Annotated in this window: 17 protein-coding genes; 14 read left to right on the top strand and 3 right to left on the bottom strand. The window is 66.6% G+C overall.

Going from position 1 to position 15,904, the window contains the following annotated elements:
- Nucleotide 1: 1 nt before the first annotated feature.
- Nucleotides 2-499: a 2-oxo-4-hydroxy-4-carboxy-5-ureidoimidazoline decarboxylase gene (locus AB0P23_RS12050; protein WP_032369380.1), complete on the bottom strand. Its 498-nt coding sequence runs from the start codon at nt 497-499 to the stop codon at nt 2-4.
- A 119-nt stretch (nt 500-618) separates the two neighbouring features.
- On the opposite strand from AB0P23_RS12050, the gene AB0P23_RS12045 reads away from it, so the two are divergent.
- From AB0P23_RS12045 to AB0P23_RS12035, 3 genes are all read left to right on the top strand, one after another.
- The gene (locus AB0P23_RS12045) at nt 619-1,446 is read left to right on the top strand and encodes a crotonase/enoyl-CoA hydratase family protein (protein ID WP_032373857.1); all 828 of its coding nucleotides are present in this window, start codon (nt 619-621) and stop codon (nt 1,444-1,446) included.
- A gap of 1 nt (nt 1,447) precedes the next feature.
- Nucleotides 1,448-1,912, top strand: coding sequence for a MarR family transcriptional regulator (locus AB0P23_RS12040; protein ID WP_032369382.1), 465 nt, complete (start codon nt 1,448-1,450; stop codon nt 1,910-1,912).
- Nucleotides 1,913-2,042: 130 nt separating this feature from the next.
- Nucleotides 2,043-3,119, top strand: a complete 1,077-nt coding sequence (locus AB0P23_RS12035) for a GGDEF domain-containing protein (RefSeq protein ID WP_363797702.1) — start codon at nt 2,043-2,045, stop codon at nt 3,117-3,119.
- Between the two features lie 61 nt (nt 3,120-3,180).
- Here AB0P23_RS12035 and AB0P23_RS12030 read toward each other — a convergent pair whose 3' ends face one another.
- A complete protein-coding gene (locus AB0P23_RS12030) occupies nt 3,181-3,639 on the bottom strand; it encodes a PAS domain-containing protein (RefSeq protein WP_032399603.1) in 459 nt (152 codons plus the stop codon).
- A gap of 64 nt (nt 3,640-3,703) precedes the next feature.
- Nucleotides 3,704-4,195: an inorganic diphosphatase gene (locus tag AB0P23_RS12025; protein ID WP_027494378.1), complete on the bottom strand. Its 492-nt coding sequence runs from the start codon at nt 4,193-4,195 to the stop codon at nt 3,704-3,706.
- 178 nt (nt 4,196-4,373) lie between these two features.
- Between AB0P23_RS12025 and dacB the strand changes: the two genes are divergently transcribed.
- The 11 genes from dacB (at nt 4,374) to AB0P23_RS11970 (ending at nt 15,897) form a co-directional block, all read left to right on the top strand.
- Nucleotides 4,374-5,744, top strand: a complete 1,371-nt coding sequence (dacB, locus tag AB0P23_RS12020) for a D-alanyl-D-alanine carboxypeptidase/D-alanyl-D-alanine-endopeptidase (RefSeq protein ID WP_045841637.1) — start codon at nt 4,374-4,376, stop codon at nt 5,742-5,744.
- On the top strand, nt 5,741-6,817 hold the full coding sequence (locus AB0P23_RS12015) for a zinc-dependent metalloprotease (protein ID WP_052061339.1): 1,077 nt from the start codon (nt 5,741-5,743) through the stop codon (nt 6,815-6,817). Before dacB ends, AB0P23_RS12015 begins: the two co-directional genes overlap by 4 nt.
- On the top strand, nt 6,789-7,787 hold the full coding sequence (tilS, locus tag AB0P23_RS12010; protein WP_283550557.1) for a tRNA lysidine(34) synthetase TilS: 999 nt from the start codon (nt 6,789-6,791) through the stop codon (nt 7,785-7,787). The genes AB0P23_RS12015 and tilS overlap by 29 nt, the downstream gene beginning before the upstream one ends.
- 11 nt (nt 7,788-7,798) lie before the next feature.
- A complete protein-coding gene (gene hpt / locus AB0P23_RS12005) occupies nt 7,799-8,350 on the top strand; it encodes a hypoxanthine phosphoribosyltransferase (RefSeq protein WP_027494374.1) in 552 nt (183 codons plus the stop codon).
- Between the two features lie 301 nt (nt 8,351-8,651).
- Nucleotides 8,652-11,507, top strand: a complete 2,856-nt coding sequence (gene ftsH / locus AB0P23_RS12000) for an ATP-dependent zinc metalloprotease FtsH (RefSeq protein WP_363797699.1) — start codon at nt 8,652-8,654, stop codon at nt 11,505-11,507.
- Between the two features lie 267 nt (nt 11,508-11,774).
- Nucleotides 11,775-12,341 carry a GTP cyclohydrolase I FolE gene (gene folE / locus AB0P23_RS11995; RefSeq protein ID WP_048317281.1) on the top strand — a complete coding sequence of 189 codons (567 nt, stop codon included), beginning with the start codon at nt 11,775-11,777 and terminating at the stop codon, nt 12,339-12,341.
- 19 nt (nt 12,342-12,360) lie between these two features.
- Nucleotides 12,361-13,209 carry a dihydropteroate synthase gene (gene folP, locus AB0P23_RS11990; RefSeq protein ID WP_230593387.1) on the top strand — a complete coding sequence of 283 codons (849 nt, stop codon included), beginning with the start codon at nt 12,361-12,363 and terminating at the stop codon, nt 13,207-13,209.
- Nucleotides 13,206-13,607, top strand: coding sequence for a dihydroneopterin aldolase (gene folB / locus AB0P23_RS11985; protein ID WP_045841635.1), 402 nt, complete (start codon nt 13,206-13,208; stop codon nt 13,605-13,607). Before folP ends, folB begins: the two co-directional genes overlap by 4 nt.
- The gene (gene folK, locus AB0P23_RS11980; RefSeq protein ID WP_032373862.1) at nt 13,604-14,113 is read left to right on the top strand and encodes a 2-amino-4-hydroxy-6-hydroxymethyldihydropteridine diphosphokinase; all 510 of its coding nucleotides are present in this window, start codon (nt 13,604-13,606) and stop codon (nt 14,111-14,113) included. Before folB ends, folK begins: the two co-directional genes overlap by 4 nt.
- Entirely contained in the window at nt 14,110-14,580 is a 471-nt protein-coding gene (locus tag AB0P23_RS11975; protein ID WP_032369421.1) for a DUF3180 domain-containing protein, read from the top strand. Before folK ends, AB0P23_RS11975 begins: the two co-directional genes overlap by 4 nt.
- A gap of 90 nt (nt 14,581-14,670) precedes the next feature.
- Nucleotides 14,671-15,897: a DUF6779 domain-containing protein gene (locus AB0P23_RS11970; RefSeq protein WP_045841407.1), complete on the top strand. Its 1,227-nt coding sequence runs from the start codon at nt 14,671-14,673 to the stop codon at nt 15,895-15,897.
- Nucleotides 15,898-15,904 lie beyond the last annotated feature (7 nt).

The following is a 15,904-nucleotide window of genomic DNA, read 5'->3' as shown; positions in this document are numbered from 1 at the left end:
GTCAGTACGGCGGCCAGCCGCCTTCGGGACCCAACAGTCGGCCGAGGCGACGGTGATCGATCTCGACCAACTCCCTGCGCATGACCAGCCGTTCGGTCGGTTCGTCGTTGTCGAGTCGATGGCCGAGCTCCATCAGCACGTCCCTGGGTTCGAAACCGTCGGGAGCCATCATCAGGTTCGAGACGTACCGCCAGCCGAATTTCGATTCGTACGCGCGCGCTGCGGTGCCCAGGGCGCTACGTGATTCTGCGTCCATGGTCGTGCACATCTTGTTCGGCTCGGGCAGCGTCGCGGCCAAGGCGTCGATGACGTTGTCGGACAACTCGTTCAGCTCGGCGGCCGCCGCGGTGAACAACTCGTCCCGCGACCGGTACGGGCGGCCGTCGGCGAGACGTGAGGCCCAGGCAACCGAGCAACAGCACTCGTAGAGCGCGTGGACCGCCTTGCGACGCGGCAGATCGTTGAATGTCTCGAGACCCAACCCCTGATGCATCAACATGCATGAATGATGGAAGACCGGAGTCGGTCATTGCCATAGCTGAGCAGGCTCTTAGCGCAGACGTTACTCGGCGTAACACGCCCTGTAGGTACTGCTGCATCTGCCGCTAGGCTTGCAGCATGACCGAACGGAACTGGACCGCATTCTCTGTGGAGATCGCAGACCACATCGCGCACGTGACACTTCTCGGGCCGAACAAGGGCAACGCCATGGGCCCTGATTTCTGGAGCGAATGCCCAGAACTGTTCGACCGACTCGATGCCGATCCAGAGGTACGGGCCGTGGTTCTCGCGGGCTCCGGAAGGAACTTCACCTACGGTCTCGACCTGCCGGCCATGGCCGGAACGTTCGGACCGCTGATGGCCGACCAAGCACTCGCCGGACCCAGGACCACGTTCCACGACACCATCAAGACGATGCAGAAGGCCGTCAACGCCGTGGCGGACTGCCGCAAGCCCGTCGTCGCCGCAGTGCAGGGCTGGTGCATCGGTGGCGGCGTCGACCTCATCACCGCCGCCGACGTGCGATATGCCAGCGCCGACGCGAAGTTCAGCGTCCGCGAGGTGCGTGTCGCGATCGTCGCCGACATGGGATCTCTCGCTCGACTCCCCGCGATCATCGGCGACGGCCACATGCGTGAGCTCGCGTTGACCGGCAAGGACATCGACGCGGCGCGCGCCGAGAAGATCGGCCTGGTCAACGACGTGTTCGAGGACCACGATGCCGTCCTCGCGGCCGCCCGCGAGTGCGCCGCGGCCATTGCTGCGAACCCGCCCCTGGTGGTGCAGGGCATCAAGACCGTCCTCGACCATTCCCGGTCGGCGAGCGTCGACGACTCGCTGAGATTCGTCGCGGCCTGGAACGCGGCTTTCCTCGCCTCGCACGATCTCACCGAGGCCATCACCTCGGTGTTCGAGAAGCGTCCGGCCCAATTCACCGGTAGCTGACGTGGTCGAATACGCCGAAGAGCTGGGTACACAGCTGGTTCGGCTGCAGCGGATTCGGGAGCGCAACATCGCGCAGATCTCGTCCTCGGGCGGCGTCGACGGTGCCGCCTACGTATGCCTGTTCCGCCTGCTGCGCGACGGACCGATGCGGTCCAGCGAGCTCGCCGCGATGGTCAACTCGGACCCGTCCACGGTCAGCAGGCAGGTAGGCCAGCTGGTCGAGCGAGGACACGTCGCTCGGGTACCCGACGAACGTGACGGGCGGGCATTCGTTCTGGCCGTCACCCCGTCCGGTGAGGAAGCTGCAGCCGCCATCCAGCAACGCCGCACCGAGAACCTCGGACGAGTCATCGAAGGATGGGCCGAGGAGGATCGGGCGACGCTGGTCGGACTGCTGGATCGATTCTTGACCGATTACGAGACCATCAGACCGGACCTGCCCACTCAACGCCCGGGTAACGTCTGAGCCTCGGACTCCGAGAACTCGGTGACGACGGTCGAGTCGTTTCGTACGCTCGAGCCCTGCCTCGACGGCCGGGGCGCGACGCCGTCGTACCCGGATGCTCGGACTGCTCGAAACGGACGGAGGGGACGCGATGCCAACCGATCACGACCTACCCTCCCCGTCGTCCGAGATCGGACCCCGATCGGGCTCGATCCGGCTCGAGCGTCGCGTGGCCAGGGGTATCGCAGTGCTCGTCCCGTCGTTCGGAGTGATCGGCGCGATCATCATGCTGTCGGACGACGGTCCGGTGGGCACGACGGCCGTGCTGATCTGCACGATCGTGCTGCTCTCCACCCTGCCGGTGGGAGCGTGGTGGTGGTTACGGTCGGTGGACGCCTCGCACATGCCCGGATGGTTCGTGATCTATGCGGACGTGGGGGTGTCGGGGCTACTGCTGACCTTTGCGGACCGGGACCTGGCTCTGTACGGGGCTGCCCTGTTCTCGGTGATCGGCACCTACATCGCGTACTTCTCCCGCCGCAACGTACTGAAATTTCACACGGCGTTCGTCAACGCAGTCATTCTGCTGCTCGCGGTTCTGGCCGTCCTCGAACGCCCGGACGACCCGGCCTCGATCATCGCGCGCGCTCTCGTCACGGTGCTCGTGGTCAACTCGGTGCTCGCCTTTCGCGCCGTCATCCAACGCCAGCTCGACCTCGCCAACACCGACTCTCTGACGGGCCTGCTCAATCGGCGCGGTCTGGAACTGCGGCTCGAGCGGATGCTGGGCAGATTGGCCGACACTGAATCCGTGGCGTTGATGGTGGTCGATCTGGACCAGTTCAAGCGGGTCAACGACACCTTCGGCCATGCGATGGGTGACCGGGTTCTTCGCCGGACAGCGCGACGGCTGAGCGCTGTCACCGGTAGACATCCGTGCGTGGCGCGGACCGGAGGTGAAGAGTTCACGATTGCCGTTCCGGTCGACGCCGACTCCGCCAAACACCTGGCCGACGACATTCGCGAGGCGGTGCACGATCCAGGCGACGACGTGCCGGTGACGGTCAGCATCGGGGTCGCGATACTCGATGCCGGCCAGTGGCGGTCGGCCGATTCGTCCTACGAGTCGGCCGAGTTGATGCACAACGGACTGCTCGACGCCGACGCAGCGATGTACGAGTCGAAACACGCGGGTGGAAACAAAGCAACGGTGTACACCGGCACCTGACATGCCGATGTACACCGTTGGTCGTTCCCGGGAAACGTTCTGGGGAGAACGATTCGAACCGTCAGCGCAGAGCGCTCTTCGGGTCGTTCCACAGCTGGTCGGTGAAATCCTCCAACGCGACGAGCACGATAGTGTCCTCGGTGCGCCTGAGAATCGACTTGCTGGCCCGCACCTGAAAGATGTCGCCGGTCTTGTCGGTCATCCGCCACAGGGAGTCCGCACGGGTGGCGACGGTGGTCAGGAACATCTCCGCGACGTTCACGCCCTCCGGAGCTCGATCCGGGAAGATGTCGTGCAGGTGGAAGTCCTCTCGTTCTGTCCGGTCGAGTCCGAACAGATCGTCGAAGGCCTCGTTCGCGAACACGATGGCACCGGTGGGATCGACAGCCAGAATCGGTACCGGGATCCGGTCGAGAACGACGGTCACCGGCAGATCGGGGAACTGGGTCGGGTCCGATATCGGCCGCGACTCCAGATTGCGCCGATCACCGGCGGTGCCGTTGGAAGTGCTGTCGGTCATACGTCTCCCCAAACTGTGGTTCGTCGGCACACGGCCGAAACGAGGTGTTGTGATGCCGAAAGGATCAGTGACCCGGATTGTCCGTCAAACGCTTGAAGGACGCAGCGATTTCGGCCTCGGCTTCTGCGCGACCCACCCAGTCTGCACCGGTGACGTGCTTGTTGGGTTCGAGATCCTTGTAATGGACGAAGAAATGCTTGATCGCGTCGAGCTCGAAGGTCGAGACGTCGCTCAGATCCTGGATGTGATCCCAGCGGGTGTCGCCGGCCGGCACACACAGCACCTTGTCGTCGCCGCCTGCTTCGTCGACCATCTTGAACATGGCCACCGGGCGGGCCTCGACGATGACACCGGGGTACACCGACTCGGGCAGCAGCACCAGCGCGTCGAGCGGATCGCCGTCCTCGCCCAGGGTGTTCTCGATGAAGCCGTAGTCGGCCGGATACGCCATCGCGGTGTAGAGGTAGCGGTCGAGACGAACACGTCCGGTGACGTGGTCGACCTCGTACTTGTTGCGCTGCCCCTTGGGGATCTCGATGGTGACGTCGAACGACACGTGCAGTCCTCACTGTCTTGGTTCGAGCCCGAGCGGGCTCGAGTGGTTTGCGAATGTCTCTATGGTGGCGGCGCAAGGCTACCGGACCCGAGGATACTGTTGACTCGACGATCATGGGTACGACCACGGCAATGACGGAGGAACGGTGGCGGGGCTGACACGGCGATTCCTCGGTCCCATGGCGGGGCGCAGACGCAGGAAGAAGCGGTTGATCCTCACGCTGTGCGCGGTGTTCGTCGTGGTCCTTGCCGTCACGACCGCCGCTCTGGTGCTGCCCAGGGTCTCCGAAAGTGTCGACGCCGCGATCGCACCCCCGCCCGAGACTGTGCTGCCGAACCCGTCGATCACCGCGTTCCCCGACTCCGCCCCGGTGCCGAGCGCAGCCGGTCTCGCAGGCGCGCTCGCACCCGTCGTGGACGACGCCGCGCTCGGCACCTTCACCGGCACCGTGGCCGACGCGCAGACCGGCCAGATCCTGTGGTCGCAGAATCCCGACACGCCCATGACTCCCGCATCGACGACCAAGGTGCTCACGGCAGCGGCCGCGATGCTCGCGCTTCCGTCCGACCACCGCGTCGCGACCCGGGTGGTCCAGGGCAGCGGTGAGGGCAACATCGTGCTGATCGCCGGCGGCGACCCCACGCTCACCGCCCTGCCGGTGGGTACGACCGGGTTCTATCCGGGAGCGGCGCGTATCGACGACCTGGTGGAGCAGATCCGCCGCAGCGGAACCGCAGTGCGCAGCATCAGCGTCGACACGTCCATCTACTCCGGCGACACGATGGCCCAGGGCTGGTTCCCGGCCGACATCGCCGCCGGATCGATCACCCCGATCGAACCGATCATGCTCGACGGCGGCCGCTCGAACCCCCTCGTCGACGAATCGCCGCGCAGCACCACGCCTGCCCTCGATGCCGGCCGCGCCCTCGCCGCGGGACTCGGCGTCGACCCCGCTGCGGTGACGACGGGCAAGGCGGCGGAGGGTGCCGATCAGATCGCATCGGTGCAGTCGGCCCCGTTGCGGGATCGGCTGCAGCAGATGATCTATCGGTCCGACAACGTGCTGGCCGAAGCGGTGGGCCGAGAACTCTCGCTCGAGATGAATACGGCGGCAAGCTTTTCCGGGGCGGTGGCGTCCATCGGCCAGACCCTGTTCTCGGCCGGCTTCGACATGGCGGGTCTGGCGTTGCAGGACGCGAGCGGACTGTCGGTCGACGGCAGGATTCCCGCGCGCCTGCTCGATCAGGTGCTGACGTCGGCAGCCGGGAGCGGCCAACCGGCACTGCGGCCCATGCTCGACTACCTACCGGTCGCCGGTGCCACCGGAACGCTGTCCGATCGGTACGCCTCGGGTGATCGTACCGGTGCCGGCTGGGTTCGCGCGAAGACCGGAACCCTCTCCGCTGCAAGCGCTCTGGCGGGATACGTCGTCGACGTCGACGGTCGGATCCTGACGTTCGCCCTGATGTCCAACGACCGGCCACCCGATGTCAGTCGACCCGCCCTCGATGCCGTCGCATCGACCCTGAGAATGTGTGGTTGCCGATGAGCACCGAAACAGCAACCGCCGACGACAACGGCGCCACGTCCGGGTTCGCCGGCGCAGTCGACTGGGCGGTGGCCGCGAAGGCCGGAGCGAGATTGGCCCGCCCGGGACCGGCCACCTCGCGATACACCGCCGCCGCAGCCGTGGAAGAGCTTGCCGCAGCATCGATTCGGGCCGAGGGGCCGGTGCGGGAGACGACCGGTCTGGCCGACGGTCTGCCGGTGCCCGACGCCCAGGTGGTCGATCGAGCAGGATGGATCGCTGCAGCGGCTGCGTCGATGAAGCACCTCACCGGGGACGAGAACGAGGCACCCCCGACCGGTCTGCTCGGTGGCAAGCCCGCCGGGTTGCAGGCCGGTGCCATGCTCGCGTTCCTGTCCAGTGCCATTCTGGGACAGTACGATCCGTTCACCGGTGAGAGCGGCACCCTGCTGCTGGTCGCACCCAACGTGATCGCCGTTGAACGTGCACTTCGCGTCTCGCCCAGTGATTTTCGACTCTGGGTATGCCTGCACGAGGTGACCCACCGAGTGCAGTTCTCCTCCGCGCCGTGGCTCGGGCAGTACATGCGGGACAACGTCGGATTGCTCTCCGACGGCACCGACGAGCCGATGTCCGATGTCCTCACTCGGCTGAGCGGCGCTCTGAAGGCCAGGAAGAATCCCGGCGGATCCGCCGAGGACGCCGGCATCATCGGTCTGCTCCGCGCGACCCAGCCCGAGCCGCAGCGGCAGGCGATCGACCGGCTTCTCGTTCTCGGAACACTGCTCGAAGGTCACGCCGACCACGTCATGGACGCCGTCGGACCGGCCGTCGTGCCGTCGGTGGTGCAGATCCGCCGCGCATTCGATCGGCGACGCCAACGCAAGGTCAACCCCGTGCAACGCGTCGTCCGCACACTGCTCGGGATGGACGCAAAGATGGCGCAATACGTACGCGGCAAGGCATTCGTCGATCACGTCGTCGGCTCGGTGGGAATGGAACGCTTCAACACGGTGTGGACCGGACCGGACACCCTGCCGTTGCTGTCTGAGATCGAGGACCCGGATGCGTGGGTCGCGCGAGTCCTTGGCTGAGCCTGCGGAACGACCCAAGCTGCCCGAGTCTCCGGCGTTGCTGGAAGTTCGGCGTGCGGTGCGGGGTTGGTTGGCGGCGCATCCCGGCCCGGTAGCGGTGGCGTTGTCCGGTGGTGCGGATTCACTGGCGCTCACTGCGGCGACGGCAGCCGAGGCTTCGAACGTGGCGGCGCTGATCGTCGATCATGGACTTCAGGCGGGATCGGCCGAGGTGGCTGCCGTCGCCGCCGAGCGTGCCCGGTTGCTGGGCGTCGCCGATGCGCGGGTGCTGACGGTGACCGTGGCGGGTACGGGTGGGGTGGAAGCCGCCGCTCGCCGAGCCCGATACGACGCATTGGACGCCGCGCGCGGTGATGCCTCGGTGCTGGTGGCGCACACTCTCGACGATCAGGCCGAGACGGTGCTGTTAGGCCTCGGTCGGGGCTCGGGGCCTCGGTCTATCGCCGGAATGGCAGCGTTCGACGACCCGTGGGGTCGGCCGCTCCTCGGGGTCCGCCGCGCCGTGACGCGGGCCGCGTGCGCAGAGCTGGGACTCGAACCGTTCGAGGATCCGCACAATTCCGATCCGGACTTCACTCGGGTGCGACTACGCCACGAGGTGTTGCCGTTGCTCGAGGACGTGCTGGGTGGGGGCGTCGCTCCGGCTCTGGCCCGCACGGCCGAGCAGCTGCAGGACGACGGCCGGGCGCTCGACGCCATCGCCGCGTCCGTCGTCGATACGAACACCCGCGAGTTGGACGTCTCGGCGATCGAGTCGTCCGATCCTGCGATCCGCCGCCGAGTGGTGCGGCGCTGGCTCCTCGGCCGGGGTGTGACGTCGTTGTCGGACCGTCAGATCCGCGCTGTCGATGCGCTCGTCGTGCGCTGGACCGGGCAGGGCGGAGTTGCGCTGCCTGGGGGAACGCCGGAGGCGAGGTTGGTGTGCTCGCGTCGGCATGGCAGGCTGAGCGTCGGCCTGGAGAACGAATGAAGGGAAACCCCGTGTACGAGGGCGACATCGAATCGGTTCTCATTTCCGAGGAACAGATCAAAACACGGACCGCGGAACTCGCAGAGGAAATTGCCAAGCGGTATCCCGAGGGTGCTCCCGAAGGCGACTTGCTGCTGGTCGGCGTTCTCAAGGGCGCGATCATGTTCATGACCGACTTCGCGCGGGCCCTGCCCATCCCGGCGCAGCTCGAGTTCATGGCGGTGAGCTCCTACGGCTCGTCGACGTCGTCCTCCGGCGTCGTCCGGATTCTCAAGGACCTCGACCGCGACATCACCGGACGCCACGTGCTGATCGTCGAAGACATCATCGACTCCGGTCTGACGCTGAGCTGGCTCAAGCGCAACCTGGCGACCAGGTCTCCTGCGTCGCTGTCCGTGGTGACGTTGCTGCGCAAGCCCGACGCGATCAAGGTCGACGTGGAGGTCGCCAACGTAGGCTTCGACATCCCCAACGAATTCGTCGTCGGCTACGGCCTCGATTACAACGAGCGATACCGCGATCTGCCCTACATCGGGCTGCTGGACCCGAAGGTCTACAGCTGATCCGAGTCGTTCGGCTCCTCCTGCGTCGTCGGGCCGGCCGTGAATGGACCATTGCCGCGCCGAGACGTATGCAATGGTCCATCGATGCCGATAGTGTGCGGCTAGATACGGGGAACTGCCGGGGGAGCGCAGTCGTTGGAGGGGAAGAAGCGTCGACGCCGACAGGCGCGTGGACGCAGAGCGCCAGGTAAGAGCGAGTCCGATGTCCGAGTCTCGCGGTAGCCTGGAGCATCCGGCGGGCAGGGAGCAGCCAGCGCGCGGGAGCGGACTGAAAGGACACGGCCGAGTCGGCTGAAGCTGTATGAATCGGAAGACAGTAATACGAAATCTCGCCATCGTTTTCGGCATTCTGTTGGTGATCTATGCCTTCAGCTACTTCGGTAACGACACGCGGAACTGGAAGTCGGTCGACACCTCGGTGGCGATCGCCCAACTCGACGACCGCAATGTCGAGTCCGCGCAGATCGACGACCGTGAGCAGCAGATCCGGCTGACCCTCAAAGAGGCCTCGGACGCCACGGACAACGAGAAGCAGATCATCGCGAAGTACCCGGACTCGGCGTCCGAGCAGATCTTCGACAAGGTCGACTCGCAGGGCTTGAGCAGCTACAACACCACCGTCACCCAGGAGAGCTGGTTCAGCTCGTTCCTGCTCCTCATCCTGCCGATGGTGCTGATCCTCGGCGTGATCATCTTCGTGATGAGCCGTATGCAGGGTGGCGGTCGCGGCGGTGTCATGGGCTTCGGTAAATCCAAGGCCAAGCAGCTGACGAAAGACATGCCGAAGACAACATTCGCCGACGTGGCAGGTGCCGACGAGGCCGTCGAAGAGCTCTACGAAATCAAGGACTTCCTGCAGAACCCGGCGCGCTACCAGGCTCTCGGTGCCAAAATTCCGCGCGGTGTGCTGCTGTACGGACCTCCCGGAACCGGCAAGACCCTGCTCGCCCGCGCCGTCGCAGGCGAGGCGGGTGTCCCGTTCTTCACCATCTCGGGCTCGGACTTCGTCGAGATGTTCGTCGGTGTCGGTGCATCCCGTGTACGCGACCTGTTCGAGCAGGCCAAGCAGAACAGCCCGTGCATCATCTTCGTCGACGAGATCGACGCCGTCGGCCGCCAGCGCGGCGCAGGCATGGGCGGCGGGCACGACGAGCGCGAGCAGACGCTCAACCAGTTGCTCGTCGAGATGGACGGCTTCGGTGAGCGCACCGGCGTCATCCTCATCGCCGCGACCAACCGTCCCGACATCCTCGACCCAGCACTGCTGCGTCCGGGCCGCTTCGATCGTCAGATCCCGGTCGGTGCTCCCGACCTGGCCGGACGTCGAGCGATCCTCAAGGTGCACTCGGCCGGCAAGCCCGTCGCGCAGGACGCAGACCTCGAAGGCCTCGCCAAGCGCACGGTCGGAATGTCGGGTGCAGACCTGGCCAACGTCATCAACGAGGCGGCACTGCTCACTGCTCGCGAGAACGGCTCCGTCATCACCGAGGCGTCGCTCGAAGAATCCGTCGACCGTGTCGTCGGTGGGCCCCGTCGCAAGAGCCGCATCATCAGCGAGCACGAACGCAAGATCACCGCGTACCACGAGGGCGGGCACACGCTCGCCGCGTGGGCGATGCCGGACATCGAGCCCGTCTACAAGGTGACCATCCTTGCGCGCGGCCGTACCGGTGGTCACGCGATGACCGTGCCCGAGGACGACAAGGGCCTGATGACGCGGTCGGAGATGATCGCTCGTCTGGTGATGGCCATGGGTGGCCGTGCCGCGGAAGAGCTGGTGTTCCACGAGCCGACCACCGGGGCATCCTCGGACATCGACCAGGCCACCAAGATCGCCCGCGCGATGGTCACCGAATACGGCATGAGCAGCAAGCTCGGAGCCGTTCGGTACGGACAGGAACAGGGCGACCCGTTCCTCGGTCGTTCGATGGGACAGCAGTCCGACTTCTCGCACGAGGTCGCTCGCGAAATCGACGAGGAGGTGCGCAAGCTCATCGAAGCCGCGCACACCGAGGCATGGGCCATCCTCAACGAGTACCGAGACCTGCTGGACACCCTCGCCTCGGAGCTGCTCGAGCGCGAGACGCTGACCCGGAAAGACCTCGAGAAAATCTTCCACAGCGTCACCAAGCGTCCGCGAATCACCCTGTTCAACGACTTCGGTGATCGCAAGCCCTCGGACAAGCCTCCGGTCAAGACGCCGCGGGAGCTTGCCGCCGAGCGCGGCGAGCCATGGCCTCCGGTGCCGCCGGCCCCGAAACAGCTTCCGCCGCAACAATTTCCGCAGCCGAGTTACGCCGGGTCGCCGCAGCTGACCAAGGGCGGACAGCAGAACGGCAGCAACGGTTACAACGGCGCACCCACCAACGGCGCCCCCAGCAACGGCGCACCGGGCACCGGCGAGCTCGGACCGAACACGGGTTCCGGTCGACGTAGCGCGCCAGCCCCCGGCGACTACAACGGCGGTAGCAACAACGGTGGCGGCTACAACGGGGCTACCAACGGTGGCGGCTACAACGGCGCTACCAACGGCGGTCCTGCCAACGGAAGCTACGGCGGGCCGGCCACGGGCAGCGGATACTCCGAGGGCTATCGCCGGCCCGAGCCCCGATCGGGTCCCAATGGTTCGGGCCCCGATTACGGCGCTCCCGCCGGCTGGTCGGCACCCGGCTGGCCGCCGCGCGATCAGCCACAGGTGCCGCGCTACCAAGGCCCGTCCACGCCGCCGGCTCAGTACCAGCCTCCGCGTGAGCAGGACTCGGATCAGGGCTACCGTCAGCATCCGACGTATCAGCAGCCGCAGTCCTACCAGCCGCCCCAGCCGCAGCAGTCGTACGACCCGCAGCAGCCGCAGCAGTCGTATCAGCCGCCGCAGTACCAGCCGGATCCGTTCCGGCCGGACGCCGGGGAGCACGGTCGCACGTCCCGGCACGAGCCTCCCTACGGCGAGAATTCCGAGGGCGCGCCGGAGTCGACTCCCACGTGGGAGGTTCCGGAAAGCTCGCACAACTACCCGCTGCCCGGAGACGATCGACCCGCTCATGGTTCGTCGGAGGAGTCGCAACAGGGTGAGCACGGCGACGGTCACGGAAACGACGACGGCGACGCCGGCCCACGCACCCAACGGTGGGAAGGACCGGGCGGCTCACACCGCTAGTCCGATCATTAGGCTGACTGGGTCGACCGTGACGGTCGACCCAGTGCGTCGTTTCGAACCCGTGCTGTTGTTCGTCGGCGAGCCGTTCACACCGAGCAGCACGCCCGCCCAGCTGCCACATTCGCGGAGCCCAACCGGAGGTACGTTCTCGTGTCAGTCAACAGGACCGACGAGTCGACAGGCGACTCGGCAGAAGTCCCAGCAGCCGTGCAATCCGCCGCCCCGCAGCAGGGAATCGTGGAGACGGTGGCCTTTGCCACGGGCGCGGTGTTCGACCAGCCCCGCGCGGAGGCCGCGGTACGCGAGTTGCTCATTGCCGTCGGTGAGGATCCCGACCGCCAGGGCCTGCTCGATACCCCGGCTCGTGTCGCCCGGTCCTACCGAGAGATCTTCGCCGGCCTCTACACCGATCCGGACACCGCGCTGAACACGACCTTCGACGAAGGCCATCAAGAACTGGTTCTGGTTCGAGACATCCCCATGTACTCCACGTGCGAGCACCACCTGGTCTCGTTCCACGGCGTCGCCCACGTGGGATACATCCCCGGCAAGAGCGGCAAGGTGACCGGTCTGTCGAAGCTGGCTCGCGTGGTGGACATGTACGCCAAGCGTCCCCAGGTGCAGGAGCGGTTGACCAGCCAAATCGCCGACGCGTTGATGCGCAAGCTCGACCCACGCGGCGCAATCGTCGTGATCGAGGCCGAGCACTTGTGCATGGCGATGCGCGGTATCCGCAAGCCCGGTGCCAGCACCACCACCTCTGCGGTCCGGGGTCTGCTGCAGTCCAGCGCGGCATCGCGTTCGGAAGCCTTGGACCTGATCCTCCGGAAATGACGGTTCCGGTCCGATCACGATGATTCTCGCGCGCTCCGTTCCCGCTGCGCCCATCGTCATGGGCGTTCTCAACGTGACGGCCGATTCGTTCTCCGACGGCGGTCGCTACCTCGACGTCGACGCGGCCGTCGAACACGGTCTGGCAATGCATCGGCTGGGAGTCGACATCGTCGACGTCGGCGGGGAGTCCACGCGCCCCGGGGCGGACCGCGTCGACCCGTCGGTCGAGGCGCAGCGCGTCGTACCGGTCATCTCGGCGTTGGCCGCCGAAGGCGTGAGCACCAGCGTCGACACGATGCGCGCACACGTCGCCGCTGCGGCGATCGAGGCCGGGGTGTCGATCGTCAACGACGTCTCGGGCGGTCGAGCCGACCCCGCAATGGCCGGCGTGGTCGCGCGAGGCGGACTGCCGTGGATCCTGATGCACTGGCGGGCCGCCGACTCGACGTTCCGGCACACCGGTCCGGCCGATCACTACGACGACGTGGTCGCCGACGTCCGCCGCGAACTGCTCGAGCAGGTCGACCACGCAGTGAGCGCCGGGGTCGACGCGTCGCGGATCGTGCTGGACCCGGGCCTCGGATTCGCCAAGAACGCGGAGCACAACTGGCAGCTGCTGCGCGGACTGCCCATCCTGGTGGAATCCGGTTTCCCGGTTCTGGTGGGTGCGTCCCGCAAACGTTTTCTGGGCTCGCTTCTCGCCGAACCCGACGGTTCACCGCGTCCACCGGACGGCCGGGAGATCGCGACGGCCGTCGTCTCGGCCCTCGCCGTCGCCGGCGGCGCGTGGGGAGTGCGGGTGCACGACGTCCGGTCGTCACTCGACGCGGTGGCCGTCGTGCGGGCATGGCAGGGTGGTCGCGCATGAGCGAGATCAACAGTGCCGCTGCAGGGACTCGTCGCGGCGACCGCATCGAATTGCGCGGGCTGACCGTCCGCGGCAATCACGGTGTCTTCGACTTCGAGAAGCGAGACGGCCAGGACTTCGTCGTCGACATCACCGTCTGGATGGATCTCTCGCCCGCGGCCGAGACAGACGATCTGACTCGGACGTTGCACTACGGCGAGCTGGCCGAACATGCCGCGGCGGTCGTAGCGGGCCCGTCCCGGGATCTGATCGAGACGGTCTCCGCCGAGATCGCCGAGGTGGTGCTCGGTTACGACTCCCGAGTCGACGCGGTGGAGGTGGTGCTGCACAAGCCGTCGGCTCCCATTCCCCTGACGTTCGGCGACGTTGCCGTGGTGGCCTATCGGGAGCGAAAGTGAGCCGTGCAGTGCTGTCGATCGGCAGCAACATCGGCGACTCGATGAGCCACTTGCGTTCTGTCACAACGGAATTGGGTTCGCGCGTGGTGGCGTGCTCGGCCGTGCATCGATCTGCTCCGTGGGGTGGCGTCGAGCAACAGGACTTCCTCAACGCGATCGTGGTGGCCGAGGACGATGCCTACGGCCCGTGGGACTGGTTGCGTCTGGGGCAGCAACTCGAGGAGGCAGCGGACCGCGTTCGAGTGCAGCGTTGGGGACCCCGCAGCCTCGACGTCGACGTGATCGTGTGCGACGACGTCATCAGTGACGACCCGCGCCTGATTCTTCCCCATCCCCGTGCACACGAGCGCGCGTTCGTGCTGATGCCGTGGCTGGACGTCGAGCCCGACGCCACGCTTCGGGTCGACGGGGCGGACGTGCCGATATCCGAGCTGCTCGAGCGTCTGAGTACGGACGAGCGAGCGGGAGTCGTCCGTCTCGACGGCGACGGTGATCGACTGTGGTGACCAATCCCACCAAGATCTGGGATGTCTTGGGTTTGTTTCTGATCGCCGCAGTGGGCACGTGGCTGCTGGTGCGGGTTTTCTACGGTTCGTTTCCGCCGATCCCGGTGTACGCCGGAGCGTCGCTGTATCTGGTCGCGGTGGTGGAAGTGGTGACCGCGGTGATCGTCCGCAATCGCATCGCCGAGCATCGAGTGGGTACCGGTCTGCACGACCTGCATCCGTTGACGGTCTTCCGGGCGCTGGTGTTGGCGAAGGCGTCGCTGCTGGTGGGAACCGCTCTGGTGGGGGTGTGCGTCGGCTTCCTGGTGTACGTATTGCCACGTGCGGCAACGGTGCGAGCGGCGTCCGCTGACCGAGCCGGAGCGATCGTGGCCCTCGTCGCGGGCCTTGCTGTCGTCGCCGCCGCGGTGTGGCTGGAGCAGTGCTGCCGCACCCCGGAAGATCGGGACGACGAGCGCTCCCGATAACGTATCCGTCCCTCGATCGTTACCTTCGTTGTGTACGTGATCGGTCGGGGATGACCAGATGCGACCGACAGGCCGGTTACCCTTGAGAACATGACAGATCAGACTCGCGCCAAGAAGGGACGCCGAAAGCGGCGTAGTGCGAGCCAGCTGTTCCTCGCGGCGCTCGTCGTGTTCGGCATCGTCGCCAGTGTGCTGTTGTTGTTCAGCGAAAGCGTTCAGTGGATGCGCGTCGGGGTGCTCTCGGCGCTGTGGGCCGCGGTGATCGGTGCGTTCGCGATGACGAAGTACCGCAGGGAAGCGGCCGCGGATCAGACCAAGGCCAAGGACTTACAGACCGTCTACGAACTGCAGCTCGCCCGCGAGATCTCGGCCCGACGCGAGTACGAGATGAGCGTCGAAGCCCGGGTGCGCAACGAGACGCGGTTGGAATCGGACGAGGTCGCTGCGCTGCGTAACGAACTGGCCGCGCTGCGCCAGAACCTGCAGGTGCTCTTCGAGGGCAATCTACCGACCGAACGGGTCGCACTGCGCGCCGAGGCGATGCGGATGCAGGAACTCGGTGGCCGTGGCTACGACAGCTATCAGCCCGCCCCGTCCGGGTTGTACGTACGGGGTGGCGGCAACGGCAACGGACCTGCAGGCCCCGGCTTCAACGGCGTAGGTACGCCCTACGACGAGCCGGTCACCGCCGAGACGTCGGTGGTCTACCCCGAGGATCCGGACGAAATGCCCCGCGCGACCGCGGCACCGGACACCGATTCCCGGTACGCACAGGACGCGTCTGCCGAGCAGGGTTCTGCACCGGAGGGTTCCGACGACGTCACCGACGCCGGGCAGAACGACCGCACCGAGCCGCCGGCCGCGCAGTCCCGCCCCTACGGGGCACCGAGGCCGGCCGGTCGGGTGAGCCCGCCCACCTCGCCGTTCACCGCATACAACTTTGAGCAGACGCGTCGACCCGCGGCCGAATCAGAACCTGTCGAGGACGCCGAACCTGTCGAGGAGGCCCAGCCCCAGCAGGCCACCGAGTCCGAATCGGCCGAAGAAGAGGCCACGTACCCGGAGTCTCGCCGATCGCTGCGCGATTCGGCCGATGCGTTCTTCGCAGCCGACCGCGTCGACGACACGCCTGCCGAGGAGACGGCGGATGCACCGCGACGCGGACGCAGGCGCGCCGAATCCACCGAGGAGGCGTCCGGCGCGCACTCCAACGGCCGTTCCGTCGCCGAGATCATGGCCGGGCTGGCAGGCGGCGATTCGGCCGACACGACGACCACCGACGCCGGCACGCGTCGCCGTCGCCGTCGCGCAGACTGAGAACCAG

The sequence above is a fragment of the Rhodococcus sp. NPDC077669 genome (assembly GCF_040686915.1).
Classification (GTDB): domain Bacteria; phylum Actinomycetota; class Actinomycetes; order Mycobacteriales; family Mycobacteriaceae; genus Rhodococcoides; species Rhodococcoides fascians.
The sequence above is the reverse complement of the archived record's forward strand: the minus strand, read 5'-3'. Positions and strand labels throughout refer to the sequence as shown.

Bases quoted from the DNA above. Each gene is read 5' to 3' on its own strand.
- AB0P23_RS12050 (WP_032369380.1), bottom strand. From the start codon at position 499: ATGTTGATGCATCAGGGGTTGGGTCTCGAGACATTCAACGATCTGCCG.
- AB0P23_RS12045 (WP_032373857.1), top strand. From the start codon at position 619: ATGACCGAACGGAACTGGACCGCATTCTCTGTGGAGATCGCAGACCAC.
- AB0P23_RS12035 (WP_363797702.1), top strand. From the start codon at position 2,043: ATGCCAACCGATCACGACCTACCCTCCCCGTCGTCCGAGATCGGACCC.
- AB0P23_RS12030 (WP_032399603.1), bottom strand. From the start codon at position 3,639: ATGACCGACAGCACTTCCAACGGCACCGCCGGTGATCGGCGCAATCTG.
- dacB (WP_045841637.1), top strand. From the start codon at position 4,374: ATGGCGGGGCGCAGACGCAGGAAGAAGCGGTTGATCCTCACGCTGTGC.
- AB0P23_RS12015 (WP_052061339.1), top strand. From the start codon at position 5,741: ATGAGCACCGAAACAGCAACCGCCGACGACAACGGCGCCACGTCCGGG.
- tilS (WP_283550557.1), top strand. From the start codon at position 6,789: ATGCGTGGGTCGCGCGAGTCCTTGGCTGAGCCTGCGGAACGACCCAAG.
- ftsH (WP_363797699.1), top strand. From the start codon at position 8,652: ATGAATCGGAAGACAGTAATACGAAATCTCGCCATCGTTTTCGGCATT.
- folP (WP_230593387.1), top strand. From the start codon at position 12,361: ATGATTCTCGCGCGCTCCGTTCCCGCTGCGCCCATCGTCATGGGCGTT.
- folB (WP_045841635.1), top strand. From the start codon at position 13,206: ATGAGCGAGATCAACAGTGCCGCTGCAGGGACTCGTCGCGGCGACCGC.
- AB0P23_RS11970 (WP_045841407.1), top strand. From the start codon at position 14,671: ATGACAGATCAGACTCGCGCCAAGAAGGGACGCCGAAAGCGGCGTAGT.